The following is a 17,442-nucleotide window of genomic DNA, read 5'->3' as shown; positions in this document are numbered from 1 at the left end:
CGCTGGCATGCGGATGGGAACCACATGTTTGCGGGCCGGATCGATATCCTCTCGCCGCCGGGTGGCCTTGCCTTAGCGCAGCGCCTTCTGCCCGCCGGCCGCGGTGATGACGCCGACGATGATCAGCCCGGTCAGCACCAGGCGCACGCCGACGCTTACGCCGAACGTGTTGAGCATGGTCAACAGCAGCACGAGGAACAGCGCCGCGCCCCAGACCCCCGGCACATTGGCCTTGCCGCCGGCTACCGACGTGCCACCGATGACGACGACCGCGATCGACGCCAGCAGATACTCATTGCCGATATCGACATTGGCGCCGCGGAAATAACCGGCGAGCAGTGCACCGTCGAGGCCGCCGAGCGCGCCCGACAGCGTGTAGGTGAGGAAGCGGGTGCGGCCGACATTGACGCCTGCCAGCCAGGCGGCGCGGATGTTCTGGCCGATCGCCAGCACCGAGCGTCCGTAGATCATGCGCTGCAAAACGATGCCGGCGCCGATGGTGAACAGCACGGTCAGGATCGCCAGCACCGGGATACCGAACACCTGCCAGTTGGTGAAATCGGCAAAGCCCGGCGGCGGCTTGATCTGCAAGCCGCGCCCATAGCTGATATCGACTGACTGGATGACGAAGCTGGCCGACAGCGTCGCGATAATCGGCGGAATGCGCAGCGCCCATATCAGCAGGTAGTTGACGGCACCGATCGCCATGCCGCAGGCAAGCGCGGCCAGCAGCCCGACCGCGATCATCGCCTCATTGCCGTCCATGACCTTCATGGCGACAGCACTGGCAAGGCCGATATTGGCCGGCAGCGACAGGTCGACATTGCCCGGCCCGAGCGTGATAACGAACATCTGCCCGACGCCGACGATGACGGTGAAGACGGCGAGCGACAGCGCCGCCGTGATCATCCCGCCTCCGCCATAGCCGCCGGTGAAGGCGATCGTCGCCAACCACACCAGCAGCGCCCCGAAGAACGACCAGATCCAGGGTCTGGCGAGCAGTGTCCGCAGCGAGACCATGCTCACCTCTCCCTGCGGCTGATCAGCACCCGGGCCGCCAGCACGATGATCAGGATGGCGCCATTGGCGGCAACCTGCCAGTCGGGCGGAATGTGCATGAACGTCAGCAGTGGCGATGCGGCCAGCGCCAGCGTCAACGCGCCGATGACGGCGCCGATCGGCGACACCCGGCCGCCGACGAACTCGCCGCCGCCGAGGATGACGCCGGCGATCGAAAGCAACGTGTAGCCATTGCCGATATTGGCATCGGCCGAGGTGGTGATGCCGATCAGCGCCATGCCGGACAAAACGCCGAACAGGCCGGTCAGCGCAAACAGCGCGATTTTGGTACGGAGCAGCGACCAGCCGGCGCGCTTGAGTGCGGCTGAATTGCCGCCCGATCCACGCAGGATGACACCATAGGAGGTGCGCATCAGGCCAAAGTGGACGACCGCCGCGATCAGCAATGCCGCGATGATCGGGAACGGAATGACGGGTGGCTTGAAGGCCATCAGCGCCAGCAGCCAGTCCGGCGCCTTGCCGCCGGGCTTTGGCAGGATCAGGATGGCCAGGCCCTGCCAGACGAAGCTCATGCCGAGCGTCACCACGATCGAGGGCAGGTTGCGCAGATGGATCAGCGCGCCGAGCAGCGCGTAGACACCGATCGACCCGAGCAGGATGACGACGCCGAGCAACGGCGCGTCCTTCAGCCATGTCGCCGTGACGCAGCCGACGAAGCCGACAAAGGTGCCGATTGACAAATCGAGCTCGTTGCCGGCGATGACGAACATCTGCGCGATCGTCGCCAGCGCGATCGGGATCGCCAGATTGAGCATCAGGCTGAAGCCGAAATAGCTGATGGCGCGCGGGTTGAGCCAGGCGATAGCGATGAGCACCAGCGCCAACGACAGTGCCGGCAGCAGGCTGCGCAGCATGCGCGCCCGCCTCGTGGCGCGAGCCGACGATTTTAGCCCATTCTCGATGGATGCCGCCGTCATCTCAGGCCGCGTCGCCAAACGAGGACTGGATGATCTTTTCCTCCGTCAGTTCGTCGCGACGAAGGTTGGCGACGATCCGGCCGTTCTTGAACACATAGATGTGGTCGCAATTGTCGAGCTCTTCGGTTTCGGTGGTGTACCAGAGGAATGTGCGGCCATGGCGAGCTTCTTCGCGCACGAGATCGTAGACTTCGAGCTTGGTTCCGATATCGACGCCGCGCATCGGATCGTCCATCAGCACGATCTTGGCGTCGGAGCCGAGCGCCCGCGCGAACAAGGCCTTCTGCTGGTTGCCGCCGGACAGCGAGAAGATGTTGTTGTTCATGTCGGGCGTGCGGATGCCGATTTTCCGCTGCCACAGCTGGGCGAGCTCGGCTTCGCGCTGCGGTGAGATCAAGAGGCCGTTGCGCAATCGCGCCAGCGAACGGATGCCGATGTTCTCGGCGATCGACCATTGCGGAAAAATCCCGTCCGACTGGCGGTCGCCGGCAACCAGCGCCACCGGCGCGGTGACCTCGATGCCGGTCTTGGCGCGGGAAGCCGCGGCAAAGATCGCCAGCAACAGGTCGGTCTGGCCATGCCCGGCAAGTCCGGCAAGGCCGATGATCTCACCGGCACGGGCGATGAGCTCATTGCCGTCTTGCTGTCGCGCCGGCCGCGCCCGGACCCGCAGCGGACCGGGCTCCGGCTTGCCGCTCGCAATCTCTGCGGCGGCCTTCTCGCGCGCCTCCGCTCCGCCCATCGCCGTCACCAGCCTGTCGCGGTCGAAGGCGTCGGCCTGCCCGGCGGCGACCACCTTGCCGTCGCGCATCACCACGATGCGATCGGCATTTCCGAGCACTTCGCCCAGCACATGCGAGATCAGGATGCAGCTCTTGCCGGCGGCGATGAAGCGGCGCACGAACGCCAGCAGCTGGCCGGCGGTATGCGCATCGAGCGAGGATGTCGGCTCGTCGAGGATGACCAGTTCGAGCGGCTCCTGCGTGACCGTGAAGGCGCGCGCCACCTCCACCATCTGCCGGCTGGTGATGGAAAGATCGCCGACGATGTCGGATGCCGAGATGCTGTGGCCGGGGAATATCTCGTCGAGCTTGGCGGCAATCAGATGGGCGGCCTTGCGCCGCCAGCCGAAGCCATTAAGCGAGGCGTGGTTGATCCGCGTATTCTCGACGACGCTGAGGTTCGGGCAGAGCGACAGTTCCTGGAAAACGCAACGTATGCCGAGCTGCTGTGCGCGCGGCACCGAATAACTTGCCTCGACGCCGCCGCGGACCGCGATCTGCCCGCTGTCGGGGGTAAGCGTGCCGGCCACCATATGCATAAGCGTCGACTTTCCGGCGCCGTTATGGCCGACGAGACCGACGCATTCTCCGGCACGAACGCTGAAATCGACACCGTCGAGCGCCCTGACGGCGCCGAAATGTTTTTCGGCGCCGTCCAGTCTTATGATGTCCATACTGACGGCGCCGAAATGTTTTTCGGCGCCGTCAGGCCTGATGATGTCTGCACTGGCCTCGGGCATCCCTCAACGATACCCGGTTATCTGTGGCGGCAACAATAGTGCCATGCTCACTTGATGTTGGCCTTGATCGCCGCGACGGCGTCTTCCTGCGTGTATTCGTGGCTGGCGACGCCGCCCTTCGGAATCTTCGGCAACGCGGCCTCGAAATCGTCCTGGGTGAAGGCAAGATAGGGCACCAGCAGGTCGTGCGGCACGTCGGTGCGGCCGTCGAGCACCTGCTGCGCCACCCAGAAGGCAAGCGTCGATACGCCCGGTGCGATCGATGCCGACCAGGTCTGGTAACCGTCCTTGTCCTTCTGCTCCTTCCACCACTGCAACTCGTCCTGGCGATTGCCCATGATGATTGTCGGGCGCGGCTTGCCGGCGGCGGCGAAGGCCTGCGCCGCGCCGTAGCCGTCACCGCCCTGGTCGACGACGCCGACAACATCCGGCAGCGACGGCAGGATCGTCGCTACGGCCTTCTGTGCCGTGGTCTGGTCCCAGTCGCCGGTCACCGAGCCGACGATCTTGAACTCGGGATGGGCGGCGACACCTTCGAGGATGCCGGCATGGATGGCATCGTCGATCGAAGTGCCGGCAAGGCCACGGATTTCCAGCAGATTGCCGCCCTTGGGCTGGAACTTGGCCATCTGCTCGACTTCCTGCTTGCCCATGTCCTTGAAGTCGACGACGACGCGGTAGGCGCAGGGTTCGGTGACGATGCCGTCGAAGGAAACGACTACAATGCCGGCGTCGCAGGCCTGCTTGATGGCGCCGTTGAGGGCATCCGGCGACGCCGCGTTGATGACGATCGCGTCATAGCCCTGCAGGATCAGGTTCTGCACCTGGGCTGCCTGGGTCGGCACTTCCTTGTCGGCCGTCGTGAAGACGTCGGCGGCGCCGACCACCTTGTCGGCGACTGCCTTCTTGGTGACGATGCCGTAGCTGTCCAGCATCGCCTGCCGCCACGAATTGCCGGCGTAATTGTTGGAGAAAGCGATCTTCTTGCCGCTGGTATCGGCAAGCGCGGTGCCTGCGGCAAGCATCGCTGCAAGGGCGCCCAAAACGAATATTTTCTTCATGTCATACTCCTCCCGTGAGTTGCTGTCTTACTGGTGGCTAATGGCTGGCTGGTGGCTAATGGCTGATACGCTCACAATGCTGTTTTTTATCTATTATCAGACAAATGCAGATAGCCAGCAAGCTGTCAACATCAATCCATGGCCGACGATCAACTTGCGGTGCAATCATTGAAACCGGTTCGACTCCTGGTCTAGGGATGGCGATGGAGACCGATTAAATGGCAGTGAACCTTGCCCCGGGTGCACCCGGCATTCCGGCGCGCTGGACGTCGAGCGCCAAGAGCGGCGTCGGCACCGCGCTGTCGCCGGCCTGCCCGATCTGGTTCACCATCAGCCACGGTATCCTCAACGAGATCTACTATTCCCGCCTCGACAGCGCATGCACCCGCGATCTGGGGCTGATCGTCACCGGACCCGACGGCTATTTCTCCGAAGAGAAGCGCGACGCCGAACATCGCATCGAACCCCTCGAGGACGGGGTGCCTGCCTATCGGCTGGTCAACACCGCAGCCGATGGAAGCTACCGGATCGAGAAGCGCGTCCTCACCGATCCGGAACGTCCCGTCTTGCTGCAGGAGATCATGTTCACGTCGCTCAAGGGTGCCGCCAGCGACTACCGCGTCTACGCGCTGCTGGCGCCGCACCTCGTCAATGCCGGCATGGGCAACACTGCCTGGATCGACGACCATGAAGGACAGCCTGTTCTGTTTGCATCGGGACGCGGCGTCTGCCTGGCGCTCGCCTCGTCGCGGCCGTGGAAGGCGTGCGCGGCCGGCTATGTCGGCGTCTCCGACGGCTGGCAGCAGCTTCGTCAAAGCGGCCGGCTCGATCCGGCCTGCCGCAGGGCCGAGGACGGCAATGTCGCGCTGGCCGGTGAGATCGCCTTTTCGGCTGCGAACCCAAAAATGTTGCTGGCGCTGGGCTTCGGCACGACGCCGCAACAGGCGGCGGAAACTGCTTTCGCCAGCCTGAACCAAGGTTTTGGGCCCGCAGCCGGATCCTACATCGATAAATGGCGCCAATGGCAGGCCGGATTGCTGCCGCTGGACCGGCATGCGGTGTCCGCCCTCAATCCCTACCGCCTCAGCACGGCGGTGCTGGCGACACACCGCTCGTCGACCGGAGCAGCCGTGGCCAGCCTGTCGATCCCGTGGGGCTTCAACAAGGGCGACGACGATCTCGGCGGCTATCACCTGGTCTGGCCGCGCGATCTGGTCGAAACCGCCGGCGGATTCCTCGCCGCCGGCGACCCGGCGGAAGCCTTGCGCATCCTTGGCTATCTGCGCTCGATCCAGCAGCCGGACGGCCATTGGCCGCAGAACGCCTGGCTCGACGGGTCGGTCTATTGGCCGGGCATCCAGATGGACGAGTGCGCCTTTCCGCTGCTGCTCGCCGACGCGCTGCGCCGCGCCGGGCATTTGCCGCCTGCGGTACTCTCCTCCTTCATGCCGATGATCGAGCGCGCTGCCGCCTATGTCGTACGCAACGGCCCCGTCACCGGCGAGGACCGCTGGGAGGAAGACGCCGGCTACAGCCCGTTCACGCTTGCCGTCGAGATCGCCGCGCTGCTTGCGGCTGCGGACATGTTCGATGCCGCCGGCAAAACAGAGCCGGCAAACTATCTGCGCGAAACCGCCGATATCTGGAACGATCAGATCGAGCGCTGGACCTACGTCGCCGGCACCGCCGCATGCGACGAAGCCGGCGTCGAAGGCTACTATGTCCGCATCGCCCCGCCCGACACCGCCGGCGCCGCATCGCCGAAGGACGGCTTTGTGCCGATCAAGAACCGCCCGCCCGGTGATGCGGACCGCCCAGCCGAAGCGATCGTCAGCCCGGATGCGCTGGCGCTGGTCCGCTTCGGCCTGAGGGCAGCCGACGATCCGCGCATCCTCGACACGGTCAAGGTCATCGACGCGCAATTGCGCTGCGAACTGCCGCAGGGGCCGCTCTGGTACCGCTACAATGGCGACGGCTATGGCGAGCATGCCGACGGCGCACCCTTCGATGGAACCGGCCAGGGCCGGCCCAGGCCGCTGCTGGTCGGCGAGCGCGCCCATTACGAGCTGGCGGCAGGGCGCAGGGACAGTGCGGCACGCCTGCTCGCCACGTTTGAGGGCTCCGCCGGGCCGGGCGGCCTGCTGCCGGAGCAGGTCTGGGATGGTCCCGATATGCCGGAGCGCGAATTGCGGCATGGCGGCCCCTCCGGCAGCGCCAAGCCGCTGGTCTGGGCGCATTCCGAGCACATAAAGCTGCTGCGTTCGCTGCGCGACGGCGCCGTGTTCGACATGCCGCCGCAAGGCGTCAAGCGCTATATCGAGGGCAGGACGGTGTCGTGCCTCAGGGCATGGCGCTTCAACCACAAGATCCGTACCGTCCCGGCAGGCAAGGCGCTGCGCATCGAACTTCTGGCCCGGGCGGTGGTTCATTGGAGCAGCGACAATTGGGCAACCGTCCATGACACCGAGACCGCCGCGAACCTTTTCGGTATCCATCTCGCAGAGTTGCCGGTTGCCGACGCCGCTCCGGGCAATAGCATTGTCTTCACATTCTTCTGGTCCGATGCCGGCCGTTGGGAGAATGCTGACTTTTCTGTCGGCATCGGCGATACCGCACAGCCACTAGATCATCGATCCCTCAAGTAAGGCAGGACGAGACCATGCAGATAGGAATGATGGGACTGGGCCGGATGGGCGCCAACATGGTTCGGCGCCTGCTGCGCGATGGCCACGAATGCGTCGTCTACGACATTAACCCGGCGAGCGTCGCGGCGCTTGTGACCGCCGGCGCGGTCGGAGCCGCCTCGATGGAGGAGTTCGTCGGCAAGCTCACCAAGCCGCGCAGCGCCTGGCTGATGCTGCCGGCGGCGATCACCGGCCGGATCGTCGACCAGGTGGCCGCCCTGATGGAGCCGGGCGACATCATCATCGACGGCGGCAATTCCTATTATCATGAGGCCGTCGACCACGCCGCGCGCCTCGCCTTGAAAGGCTTGAGCTATGTCGATGTCGGCACCAGCGGCGGCGTCTGGGGGCTCGAGCGCGGCTACTGCCTGATGATCGGCGGCCCCGACAGCGCGGTCCAGCATCTCGATCCGATTTTCGCAACGCTGGCGCCGGGCGCCGACGCCGCTTCGCCCGCCCCTGCCAAGGACGCCGGAACCGCTCCCTTCGGCTATCTCCACTGCGGACCGAGCGGCGCCGGCCATTTCGTCAAGATGGTCCATAACGGCATCGAATACGGCGTCATGGCCGCCTATGCCGAGGGCATGAACATCCTGAAGTCGGCGAACGCCGGCAAGCGGCAGCGCACCGCCGACGCCGAAACCAGTCCACTCGAGAACCCGCAATATTACCAGTTCGACATCGACATCGCTGAGGTGGCAGAGGTCTGGCGGCACGGCAGCGTCATCGGCTCGTGGCTGCTCGACCTGACGGCCGGCGTGCTGAAGGCCGATTCGTCGCTGACACAGTTCGGCGGGCGGGTCTCGGATTCCGGCGAAGGCCGCTGGACGCTGAAGGCGGCGATCGACACCGGCGTGCCGGCTCCGGTGCTGTCGTCGGCGCTGTTCGACAGGTTCTCCTCGCAAGGCGAGTCCGAATTCGCCGACAAGCTTCTGTCCGCCATGCGCTATGCCTTTGGCGGCCATGTCGAAAAACCCAAGGCCGGCTCGTGACGGGCGACAGGGAGGCACGCCCATGAGCCAGGAACGATCGGACACGCTGGTGCTTTTCGGCGCCACCGGCGATCTCGCCCACAAGAAGATCTTCCCCGCCCTCTACGCCATGGTGGCCAAGGGAACGCTGAACGAGCCGGTGATCGGCGTCGCCTTCGATCCTTGGGATATCGCCAAGCTGCAGGCACGCGCCCGCGACGGCATCGTCAACGCCATCGGCAGCATCGACGAGAAGATCTTCGCAAGGCTCGCGTCGCTGCTGCGCTATGTCAGCGGCGACTACCGGGCGCCTGCGACCTTCGATAAACTGAAGACCGCGCTCGGCAGCGCACAGCGGCCGCTGCACTATCTGGCGGTGCCGCCCGCCATGTTCGAGGTCGTCGTCCAGGGACTGGAGCAGTCGGGCGCCGCCCAGGGCGCACGCCTGATGGTGGAAAAGCCGTTCGGCCATGATCTGCAATCGGCGCGCTGGCTGAACCGGGTACTGCATCTGGTCTTCGACGAAAAGTCGATCTTCCGCATCGACCATTATCTCGGCAAGGAGGCGATCCAGAACCTGCTCTATTTCCGCTTCGCCAATTCCTTCCTCGAGCCGATCTGGAACCGCAACTTCGTCGAGAGCGTGCAGATCACCATGGCCGAGGATTTCGGTGTCGAGGGCCGCGGCCGCTTCTATGACGAGGTCGGCTGCATCCGCGACGTCATCGAAAACCATCTGCTCAACATCCTCTTGCTGCTCGCCATGGAGCCGCCGGTCGGCCGCTCGGCCGACGATCTGATCGACGAGAAGGTGCAGGTGCTGCGGGCGATCCGGACGCTGACCAGGGACGATGTCGTGCGCGGCCAGTTCGACGGCTATCTCAACGAGCCGGGCGTGGCGCCGAACTCGCCGGTCGAGACCTTCGCGGCGGTGCGCTTTTTCGTCGATACCTGGCGCTGGCAAGATGTGCCGTTCTTCATCCGCGCCGGCAAATCCCTGCCGGTGCACGCCACCGAGGTCATCGTGCGGCTGAAACGGCCGCCGCTCGACGTCTTCGATCCAATCAAGCCCGGCGACTGCAATCACGTGCGCTTCCGCATCGATCCGCAGGTGGCGATCTCGATCGGAGCCCGGCGCAAGGCGCCCGGCGACGACATGGTCGGCGAGCAGGTCGAGCTCACCGCGCTCGACGATTCGAAGGGCGACATGCCGCCTTACGAGCGGTTGATCGGCGACGCTATGAACGGCAACGGCCAGCTGTTCACCCGCCAGGACGCCAGCGAGCTCGCCTGGCGCATCGTCGGCCCGGTGCTCGGCGACACCACGGCGCCCGCGATCTACGCGCCAAAGACCTGGGGGCCGACCGAAGCGATGACTGGATTCGGCCCGCCGAACGGCTGGATCAATCCATCGAAATGATTTCTGGGAGGCGAAAGCGATGGCCAAAGCGGTGAAGCGACCGGCACCCGACGCCGAAAAGATCGTGCTTGCGATCGATATCGGCGGCTCGCACGTCAAGATCCGCACCAGCGCCGGCGGCGACGAGCGCAAGACCGCTTCCGGACCGGAGCTGACGCCGCAGCAGATGGTCGCGGCGGTGAAGACGCTGGCCGAAGGGCTGCAATACGATGTCGTCTCGATGGGCTATCCGGGTCCGGTGCACCACAACCGGCCGCTCACCGAACCCGCCAATCTCGGCAAGGGCTGGGTCGGCTGCGATTTCGCCGCTGAGTTCGGCAAACCGGTGAAGGTCGTCAACGATGCGCTGATGCAGGCCGTCGGCAGCTATGAAGGCGGCCGCATGCTGTTCCTCGGCCTCGGAACCGGCCTCGGGGCCGCGATGATCGTCGACAACGTCGCCCAACCGATGGAGCTTGCCCATCTTCCCTACAAGAAGCGCGGCAGTTTCGAAGACTATGTCGGCGAACGCGGCCTGCAAAAGCGCGGCAAGAAGAAATGGCGCAAACACGTCTTTGACGTGGTCGACCGGCTTCGCGCCGCCATGCAGCCGGATTACGTGGTCATCGGCGGCGGCAATGTCGAGGAACTCGCCGACTTGCCCGCCGATTGCAGACGCGGCGACAATACACGCGCCTTCGAGGGCGGATTTCGACTGTGGCGCGACAAATCCCTGATTATCTGATATTGCTGATTGTCTGATATTATCGAGCACCGGCTCAGGGTTGTTAATCCCGCGCTGCCGTTAGTATTATTATTCAAAATAATGTGTGACGTGGTGCGGCGTCATTGCATTGCGCAGATTTGCCGACTAGGAATTTCTGCGACCCCCACGGACGGAGAAATAGATTGACCGACGACAACAACAACGCTCGCAAAGACATCGACCTGCTTGAGCTGACCGCCCATATCGTGTCCGCATATGTCGAGAAGAACCGCTTGCCGGCTTCCGGCCTCGGCGATCTCATCGCCAGCGTCAGCGCTTCCATAGGCGGGCTCGGGCAACCGGCAGTGCCGGTCGCCGCGCCGCTGACGCCTGCCGTCAATCCCAAGAAATCGGTGACGCCGGACTACATCATCTGTCTCGAGGACGGCAAGAAGTTCAAATCCTTGAAGCGCCATATCGGCGTCCATTTCGGGCTGACGCCCGACGCCTATCGCGCCAAATGGGGCCTGCCGTCCGACTACCCGATGGTCGCCCCCAACTACGCGGCCTCGCGTTCGCAGCTGGCCAAGGCAATCGGTCTCGGCCGCAAGGCCGCCCCGCCCGCGTCCGTCAAGGGCAGGGGCAGGAAGGCCAAGGCGACGGCCTAAAGCGTTCGGAGCAGGTCCGGTCGCTCCGCCAGCGGCAACGCCCGGCGGAGCGGAAATTGTTGATCCAGGCCGGATTTTTGCGCGCGCCCTGCGCTGAACTGCGCTAAAGGCTCTCTTGGCCGGACCAGCGCCCATCGTGGAAGTGCCCCGCCGGCCGACATCGCCGCCACGGGGCCTGATCCATGACCACAGAATCCCAAGTACCGCCTGACCAGCGTTATGCCGCCTTTCGCCATCGGCCGTTCCTGAGCTACTGGGCGGCGCGCTTCCTCTCGACATTCTCCACCCAGATCGTGTCGGTCGCCGTCGGCTGGCAGATCTACGATCTGACCCGCGACCCGTTCGACCTTGGGCTTGTCGGCATCGTCCAGTTCCTGCCTTCGCTGCTGCTGGTGCTGGTCACTGGCGACGTTGCCGACCGTTTTGGACGCCGCCTGATCATGGCGCTGGCGGTGCTGGTCGAGGCGGGCTGCGCTTTGGCGCTTCTGTTGCTGACGCTGCGCGGCCTCTCCGGGCCGATGCCGGTCTTCATCGTGCTCGCCATGTTCGGCATCGCGCGCGCCTTCTTCGGGCCGGCCTCGTCATCATTGTTCGCCAATCTGGTGCCGCCCGAGGATTTCGCCAACGCCATCGCCTGGAACTCGTCCGCCTGGCAGACGGCAACCATCGTCGGGCCGGTCGCCGGCGGTCTGCTCTACGGGCTTTCGGCCGAAGCCGCCTACACCACCGCGGCCGCGCTGATGCTCATCGCCGCCGTGCTGATCTTCACCATCCCGAAGCCCGCCCAGCGCAGCCGGACCGACAGGCCGACGGTACGGACCCTGTTCGCCGGCTTCGGCTATATCTGGAGCGAAAAGATCGTGCTCGGTGCCATTTCGCTCGATCTGTTCGCGGTGCTCCTGTCCGGCGCCTCGGCGCTGCTGCCGGTCTATGCGCGCGATATCCTCGAACTCGGCCCGTGGGGGCTCGGCCTGCTGCGCTCGGCGCCCGGCGTCGGCGCCATCTGCGTCGCCATCTGGCTGGCCGGACACCCGATCCGCAACCATGCCGGCCTTGTCATGCTCGGCTTCGTTGCGCTGTTCGGCGCGTTCACCGTCTTGTTCGGCCTCTCGACCATCACCTGGCTGTCGATCGCAGCCCTTGCCCTGCTCGGCGCCACCGACATGTTCAGCGTCTATATCCGCGAGACGCTGATCCAGCTGTGGACGCCGGACGACGTTCGCGGCCGCGTCAACGCCGTCAACCAGGTGTTTGTCGGCGCCTCCAATGAGCTCGGCGAATTCCGCGCCGGCACAATGGCCGCGTTGATCGGCACGGTTCCGGCCGTGGTGATCGGCGGCGTCGGGGCGATCGCTGTTGCCGGCCTATGGGCGGTGCTGTTCCCGCAGCTGCGCAAGGTGCGTCACCTCAGGGGGCGAAACTAAAGCGCGACGCGCTTTAGTTCGTTTGTTTGTGCATGTCGTTTTCCCAAAACCGCTGCACACTTTTGGGCGACATGCACCGACTTCACCGCAGCGCCGGCTTGCCAAAAATCATGGGCAGGAACTCGCCGAGCCAGCGCTTGAGGTGCATGTCCCAGATCAGCCGGCCACCGAGATGGTCGCGGCCGGGCTGCGCGCCGGGCAATTCGAAGCGATGGGCGCCGCGCACCACCCAGCGCTGCATCATCGCCCGGGTCAATTCGCCATGGAACTGGATGCCCCAGGCATTGTCGCCATAGCGGAAGGCCTGGTTGGGGTAGGTTTCGGCCGTCGCCAAAAGCGTCGCGTCCTTCGGCAGCGAAAAGCCCTCACGATGGAACTGATAGACCATCTCCGGCCAATGCATCAGCCTGCTGCCTGCTTCAGTCGCCTTTAGCGGATACCAGCCGATTTCGACGAGGCCCTCGCCATGGCCCTCGACCCTGCCGCCGAGATGCTTGACCAGCATTTGCGCGCCGAGGCAGATGCCAAGCAGCGGCCGGTTCTCGTTGAGTGGAATTTTGAGCCAGTCGGTTTCGCGGCGGACGAACTCGTCGCCGTCATTGGCGCTCATCGGCCCGCCGAACACCACGGCGCCGGCATGGCCATCCAGCGTCTGCGGCAAGGCCTCGCCGAGCGGCGGGCGGCGAATGTCGAGATCGAAGCCTTCCTCGATAAACATATCGCATAACCGTCCCGAGCTCGAATGCTCCTGATGCAGCACGATCAGGATCTTTGGTCTCGGGCTTGGCTTGGGCGGCATTGGAAGGCGGGATCCTGTCTATTCGTCGCTTGACGTTCCGGCAGCACCAGGAGCCGCGGCCGCCGCCTTGAGGCGCGCCTCGACGCGGTCGCGGCGTTCGACGCCGATCAGCTCGGCGACCCGCCAGACGGTATTGTCCTCGAGTTCGTGCAGCTCGCCATCGGCATAGACGATCTCCCACATCAGGCCGATAAAGGCTTTTCGCGCCTCGGCGTCGAGATGGCGCTTGAGCACGCTGGTGAAGGCGTAAAGGTCGATCGCCTCATTGTCGGCCCGCTCGCCGGCAGCCGCCAACGCGTCGAGTTCGTCGCCGCTGATCGAATAGCTTTCCGCCAGCACCTTCTTGAACCGCTCCCATTCGGTATCCTGACGCACGCCGTCGGCGTTCATCACGTGGAAAAGCAGGGCGGACGCGGCAATGCGCGGATCGTCGGCGCTGGCGCTTGCGCCATTACCGGACGGCAGGTCTCTTAGAAACGACAGAACGCGTTCGAACATCAAATCATTCCCAATAAGCCCGGGTCCACTCGACCCGGATCAGAACAAACGAAACCGGCGCGTCGATTTATCCGCCTCGTCATCGGGATCGACGCCGGGGTCGTCGGGCAGCCGCGTCAACTCCTGCGCCGGCTCGACGGCTTCGGCATCGTCCGGCACCGCGGCAAACGCCGCCGCGGTGACCGGTGTCACCTGATCCTCGCCGGCACGGTTTTCGGTCTTTGCTTCGGTCGCTGTGCCCGGTGTCTCGGCAGCAACCGCTGTGTGCTCGATCGCCTCGGCTGTTTCCTGTACCGGCTTGGCTGAAGCCGCAATCGCCGGCACCGGTGCCTCCGGCGCATCCTCATCGCTGTCGATCAACTGGCCGAGCCGCTCCATCGGCGCCCGCCATTCGAATGCATCGAGCCTGCCGGTGATCGGCGATACCGGAGCCCAGCGTTCGGAGACGACGCCGTCGGCGACCCAGGCCGGGTCGCGCGGCGCCCTGACCGCTTTCGACAGCAACTGCCGCACCTTGCCCTGGTCGCCGGTCTCGGCCTCCTCGATATCGGCCAGCAGCAGATAGGCGCCTTCGCGGCGATCGATGCGGATGGCGGCTTCCGCCTCGCGGCGAGCGGTTGAAAAATCCTGCGCATCGAGCGCGGCGCGCGCCACGGCAAGCGAGGCCTCGGCATGGTTCTTCTTCAGGTCCTGCAGCTTCTTTGCCCGGTTCAGCCGGTCGAGCACGGCATCGCCGGGCCTGGCATGGGTGTAGAGCTCGGCGATCTCCGGGTGCGGCTCGGCCTTCCACGCCGCCTCGAGGATTTTCGAGCCCTTGCGCACGTCGTTCAGCCGAAACAGCAATTTCGCCGCGGCGACCGCCGCCGGCGCGAAATCCGGCCGCAGCCGGTTGGCTTCGAGAGCCGCCGTCCGGGCGGCATTGGCATCGCTGTCGATCAGCGCCTGCGCCTTGGCGGTGAGCAGCACGGCGCGGCGCCGGTTGGCGGCGTCGCGCTCGATCTGCCGCGTTGACTTCTGGGCGTCGACAAGTTTCAGCGCACCATCCCAGTCGCCACGCCCGGTCAGATCTTCCAGCGTCGATTCGGCCGCCCAGGCCAGCTGCGGCGCCACCGCCGCCGCACGGCCGGCATAGTGGCGGGCTGCGTTGCGGTCGCCGAGCCGCTCGGCTTCGAGATACAGTCCGCGCAGGCCGAGCAGCCGCATTTCGGGATCGTCGAGCATGGTCTCGAACTTTTCGCGGGCGCCCTCATGGTCGCCTTCGAGCAGCGAGGCCTGCGCGTCGAGCAGCTGGATCAGCGGCTCCTGGTCGGAGCGGATCAGCTTTGCCGCTTCCTTGGTCTTCTTGCGGGCGAGCGCGCCGTCACCGGCGCCGGCGGCGATCATGCCGGTCGACAGCGCCTGGTAGCCGCGGTCGCGGCGCCGCACGCGGAAATAGCGCGAGATCGTATAGGGGCTGGTCCACAGCGCCTTGACCAGCCACCAGACGATCATCACCGCGGCAACCACGGCAACGATCGCCACCGCCGCGACCATCAGGCTGACCTGGTATTGATAGCCGTTGAAGGTGACGAGCATTTCACCCGGCCGGTCGGCCAGCCAGGCGAACCCGAGCCCGAGCGCAAAGACGACGGCAAGGAAGGCGAGGATGCGGATCATCGGGTTCCTCACGCCTTCATCGCGCCAGCGATGAGCGAATCGATCTGCGTCTCGACCTCCATCCGCGCTTTCAGTTTGCCGGCAAAGTCGGCGCCGGCGGCCTTGGCCGCTTCAGGCAGCGTTTCGTATTCGCTGAGCGCCTTGGCGTAGTCGCCCTGATTGACGGCGACCTCCATGCGGGCGACGGTTTCCGGGGCGCCGGCGCCCTCGACCGCACCGATCGGCCTGACCTTGACCAGCGATTCGGCGCTCGACAGCAGCTTTTGCAGGATGCCGGCATTCTGGTCGACAGGCGTCGCGGCAGCGACCATGGCGTTGGCGGTGGCGTCCGCTTCGGCGGCGATCTCGGCGCGCGTTGGGACGCCCTTTTCGGCATAGGCGCGCAGCGTCGCGATCTCGGGTGCATCGGGTGAGATCGCGGCAAAGGTTTCGAGTTCGGTCGCGAACGGCGCACCGCGGTCGAGCGCTGCCTTGAGCGCCGAGGCGGCAATGGCCAGCGCGATCTTCGGCTGCGAAGCCTGTGCATCGACCTTGCCCGAGAGCTGTGAAACCGACTGTTCCAGCGCCGCAAGCCGGCCTTCCTGCGCCTTTGCCGTCTCGCCGGCCGATTTCACCAGCGCGTCGAGCGCGGCCAGCCTTTCGTTGAGCGGCCCGAGATCGACCGGCGCCGTGCCGCCGGCCTTGCCGAGGCCCGCGACCGCCGTCTCGATCTGCCGGACCTTGTCGCCAAGTGCGGCAAGCCCAGCATTGTCGCCGGCGCCGCCTTGCTCGACCGCCGATTTGAGCGCCGTGACGTCCGCCCTGACCTGATCCAGCGCCGACGACAGCCCGTCCACCTTGGCCGATGCGTCATTGTTGGCGTCGGCCTGTCTGAGGTCCGCGACCTCGCGTTTCAGCGAAGCGATCTCACTATTGACGGGGTCGAGCGACACGCCGCCCGACCCCGGCGCCCCGAGCAGGCCGGCAAATTGCAGCCCGCCGGCGGCGGCCAGCGCGATGACGCCGCCGACAATACCGGCGGCGATGCCGTTGATGCCGCTCCGCTTCGGCTGCGCTGCCATATGGTCGTCCCTCGTCTCAGCTGTCTTCTCGCCGGAACCTGGTATCCTCGGTTCGTTGGCCCCGGTTCCGCTGGGTGCATCTTCGAAACTGTAGTCGGAAGCCGTGAAGCGACCGACCGGCGCATCCGAACCGGCCGGATAAGGGATTTCCGCTTCCCTGGCAGAATCGGCGCCTGCGTCCGTCGGCTCTTGCGTGCCGGCCCGCCCGGCTGCGTCGGCATGTTCCCATGGTTCGAGATCGGTCTGGTCGGCATGCACCGGCTCCTCAGGCGGCTCCGGCTGCGATGCGTTCGCCGCTTCCTCGGCCCGCGCCTCGTAGGTCTGCGCCGCGGCCGGCTGCTGCGAGCTGGCATCCTGTTCGTCGGCGACTCGCGAGACGGCGCCGGGCTCGAGATCGATGGTCACCGGCTCACGGCGGCTCTTGGAATGCCGCATCTTCGGCGTCTTGACCATGCTCGGGCTCCGCAAAATTCGCTTCGGGATGGTTTGAAGGGTCTAGCACATCACCAAGCGGTGAAAAGGGGCGGCGTGATGACGCCACGGCTTGGAGTTCAGTTTTGGCAAAACGCCGCAGCGGTTTTGGGACACGGCATGCGGAACCAGAAATGAAAAACCCGCCTCGGCGGCGGGTCATTGGGGCGAATCAGCACCATACTGAAATTATTAGCATAGCTGCCGGCACAAAGCAAGAACAAAATGTGCCCGAGCGCAATTGTCTCAGGTTGGTGGCTGCCCGCCAAGCTGCCGATCTCCCCCCTTGCGGGGGAGATGGCCGGCAGGCCAGAGGGGGGTGTGACAGAGCACCAACGTCTACCTAAACCCATCCCCCAACCGGGAATGGAGGGCTCGATTGGCTGACAGGTCGGAGGGACAGCACCCCCCTCTGCCCTGCCGGGCATCTCCCCCGGAAAGGCAGGGCTATCGCATATGAGTGATGGCATTGATGAGATAGTCGTCGTTCCAGGCGCATTTCTTGATGCGATGGCTGATGGGAAC

At 65.3% G+C, this 17,442-nt stretch carries 14 protein-coding genes; 6 read left to right on the top strand and 8 right to left on the bottom strand.

Annotated features, from left to right (window positions below; all coding sequences use genetic code 11):
- Positions 1-72: 72 nt before the first annotated feature.
- Genes NKH43_RS13615 through NKH43_RS13600 form a run of 4 tightly spaced genes read right to left on the bottom strand, consistent with a single transcriptional unit; the run spans position 73 to position 4,580 of the window.
- The gene (locus NKH43_RS13615) at positions 73-1,020 is read right to left on the bottom strand and encodes an ABC transporter permease (RefSeq protein WP_352641265.1); all 948 of its coding nucleotides are present in this window, start codon (positions 1,018-1,020) and stop codon (positions 73-75) included.
- 2 nt (positions 1,021-1,022) lie between these two features.
- Entirely contained in the window at positions 1,023-1,997 is a 975-nt protein-coding gene (locus NKH43_RS13610; protein ID WP_352494089.1) for an ABC transporter permease, read from the bottom strand.
- A 1-nt stretch (position 1,998) separates the two neighbouring features.
- Entirely contained in the window at positions 1,999-3,519 is a 1,521-nt protein-coding gene (locus NKH43_RS13605) for a sugar ABC transporter ATP-binding protein (protein ID WP_352858627.1), read from the bottom strand.
- A 47-nt stretch (positions 3,520-3,566) separates the two neighbouring features.
- Positions 3,567-4,580, bottom strand: a complete 1,014-nt coding sequence (locus NKH43_RS13600; RefSeq protein ID WP_352858625.1) for an ABC transporter substrate-binding protein — start codon at positions 4,578-4,580, stop codon at positions 3,567-3,569.
- Between the two features lie 218 nt (positions 4,581-4,798).
- Between NKH43_RS13600 and NKH43_RS13595 the strand changes: the two genes are divergently transcribed.
- The 6 genes from NKH43_RS13595 to NKH43_RS13570 all read left to right on the top strand — a co-directional run bounded on the left by NKH43_RS13595 (position 4,799) and on the right by NKH43_RS13570 (position 12,432).
- On the top strand, positions 4,799-7,225 hold the full coding sequence (locus NKH43_RS13595; RefSeq protein WP_352858623.1) for a glucan 1,4-alpha-glucosidase: 2,427 nt from the start codon (positions 4,799-4,801) through the stop codon (positions 7,223-7,225).
- Positions 7,226-7,239: 14 nt separating this feature from the next.
- Positions 7,240-8,256, top strand: coding sequence for a phosphogluconate dehydrogenase (NAD(+)-dependent, decarboxylating) (gene gnd, locus NKH43_RS13590; RefSeq protein ID WP_023721366.1), 1,017 nt, complete (start codon positions 7,240-7,242; stop codon positions 8,254-8,256).
- A 22-nt stretch (positions 8,257-8,278) separates the two neighbouring features.
- The gene (gene zwf, locus NKH43_RS13585) at positions 8,279-9,655 is read left to right on the top strand and encodes a glucose-6-phosphate dehydrogenase (RefSeq protein ID WP_352494084.1); all 1,377 of its coding nucleotides are present in this window, start codon (positions 8,279-8,281) and stop codon (positions 9,653-9,655) included.
- A 19-nt stretch (positions 9,656-9,674) separates the two neighbouring features.
- Complete coding sequence (locus NKH43_RS13580; protein WP_023721368.1) at positions 9,675-10,379, top strand: ROK family protein; 705 nt, start codon at positions 9,675-9,677, stop codon at positions 10,377-10,379.
- Positions 10,380-10,543: 164 nt separating this feature from the next.
- Entirely contained in the window at positions 10,544-11,008 is a 465-nt protein-coding gene (locus NKH43_RS13575) for a Ros/MucR family transcriptional regulator (RefSeq protein WP_352858621.1), read from the top strand.
- Between the two features lie 182 nt (positions 11,009-11,190).
- On the top strand, positions 11,191-12,432 hold the full coding sequence (locus NKH43_RS13570; protein ID WP_352858619.1) for an MFS transporter: 1,242 nt from the start codon (positions 11,191-11,193) through the stop codon (positions 12,430-12,432).
- An 82-nt stretch (positions 12,433-12,514) separates the two neighbouring features.
- Here NKH43_RS13570 and NKH43_RS13565 read toward each other — a convergent pair whose 3' ends face one another.
- From NKH43_RS13565 to NKH43_RS13550, 4 genes are read right to left on the bottom strand one after another with little or no spacing between them, the layout of a single operon-like run.
- A complete protein-coding gene (locus NKH43_RS13565; RefSeq protein ID WP_352858618.1) occupies positions 12,515-13,231 on the bottom strand; it encodes a glutamine amidotransferase in 717 nt (238 codons plus the stop codon).
- A gap of 18 nt (positions 13,232-13,249) precedes the next feature.
- Complete coding sequence (locus NKH43_RS13560; RefSeq protein WP_352858616.1) at positions 13,250-13,729, bottom strand: tellurite resistance TerB family protein; 480 nt, start codon at positions 13,727-13,729, stop codon at positions 13,250-13,252.
- Between the two features lie 39 nt (positions 13,730-13,768).
- The gene (locus NKH43_RS13555) at positions 13,769-15,385 is read right to left on the bottom strand and encodes a heme biosynthesis protein HemY (protein WP_352858614.1); all 1,617 of its coding nucleotides are present in this window, start codon (positions 15,383-15,385) and stop codon (positions 13,769-13,771) included.
- 8 nt (positions 15,386-15,393) lie between these two features.
- On the bottom strand, positions 15,394-16,899 hold the full coding sequence (locus NKH43_RS13550) for a COG4223 family protein (protein ID WP_352858612.1): 1,506 nt from the start codon (positions 16,897-16,899) through the stop codon (positions 15,394-15,396).
- Positions 16,900-17,442 lie beyond the last annotated feature (543 nt).

The organism is Mesorhizobium sp. M1163 (genome assembly GCF_040318415.1).
Classification (GTDB): domain Bacteria; phylum Pseudomonadota; class Alphaproteobacteria; order Rhizobiales; family Rhizobiaceae; genus Mesorhizobium.
Note: the sequence above shows the minus strand (reverse complement) of the source record. Positions and strands in the feature narration are given on the sequence as shown.

Coding starts and splice junctions, on each gene's coding strand:
- zwf (WP_352494084.1), top strand. CDS start 8,279: ATGAGCCAGGAACGATCGGACACGCTGGTGCTTTTCGGCGCCACCGGC.
- NKH43_RS13570 (WP_352858619.1), top strand. CDS start 11,191: ATGACCACAGAATCCCAAGTACCGCCTGACCAGCGTTATGCCGCCTTT.
- NKH43_RS13560 (WP_352858616.1), bottom strand. CDS start 13,729: ATGTTCGAACGCGTTCTGTCGTTTCTAAGAGACCTGCCGTCCGGTAAT.
- NKH43_RS13605 (WP_352858627.1), bottom strand. CDS start 3,519: ATGCCCGAGGCCAGTGCAGACATCATCAGGCCTGACGGCGCCGAAAAA.
- NKH43_RS13580 (WP_023721368.1), top strand. CDS start 9,675: ATGGCCAAAGCGGTGAAGCGACCGGCACCCGACGCCGAAAAGATCGTG.
- NKH43_RS13550 (WP_352858612.1), bottom strand. CDS start 16,899: ATGGTCAAGACGCCGAAGATGCGGCATTCCAAGAGCCGCCGTGAGCCG.
- NKH43_RS13555 (WP_352858614.1), bottom strand. CDS start 15,385: ATGATCCGCATCCTCGCCTTCCTTGCCGTCGTCTTTGCGCTCGGGCTC.
- NKH43_RS13615 (WP_352641265.1), bottom strand. CDS start 1,020: ATGGTCTCGCTGCGGACACTGCTCGCCAGACCCTGGATCTGGTCGTTC.
- gnd (WP_023721366.1), top strand. CDS start 7,240: ATGCAGATAGGAATGATGGGACTGGGCCGGATGGGCGCCAACATGGTT.
- NKH43_RS13595 (WP_352858623.1), top strand. CDS start 4,799: ATGGCAGTGAACCTTGCCCCGGGTGCACCCGGCATTCCGGCGCGCTGG.
- NKH43_RS13610 (WP_352494089.1), bottom strand. CDS start 1,997: ATGACGGCGGCATCCATCGAGAATGGGCTAAAATCGTCGGCTCGCGCC.
- NKH43_RS13565 (WP_352858618.1), bottom strand. CDS start 13,231: ATGCCGCCCAAGCCAAGCCCGAGACCAAAGATCCTGATCGTGCTGCAT.
- NKH43_RS13600 (WP_352858625.1), bottom strand. CDS start 4,580: ATGAAGAAAATATTCGTTTTGGGCGCCCTTGCAGCGATGCTTGCCGCA.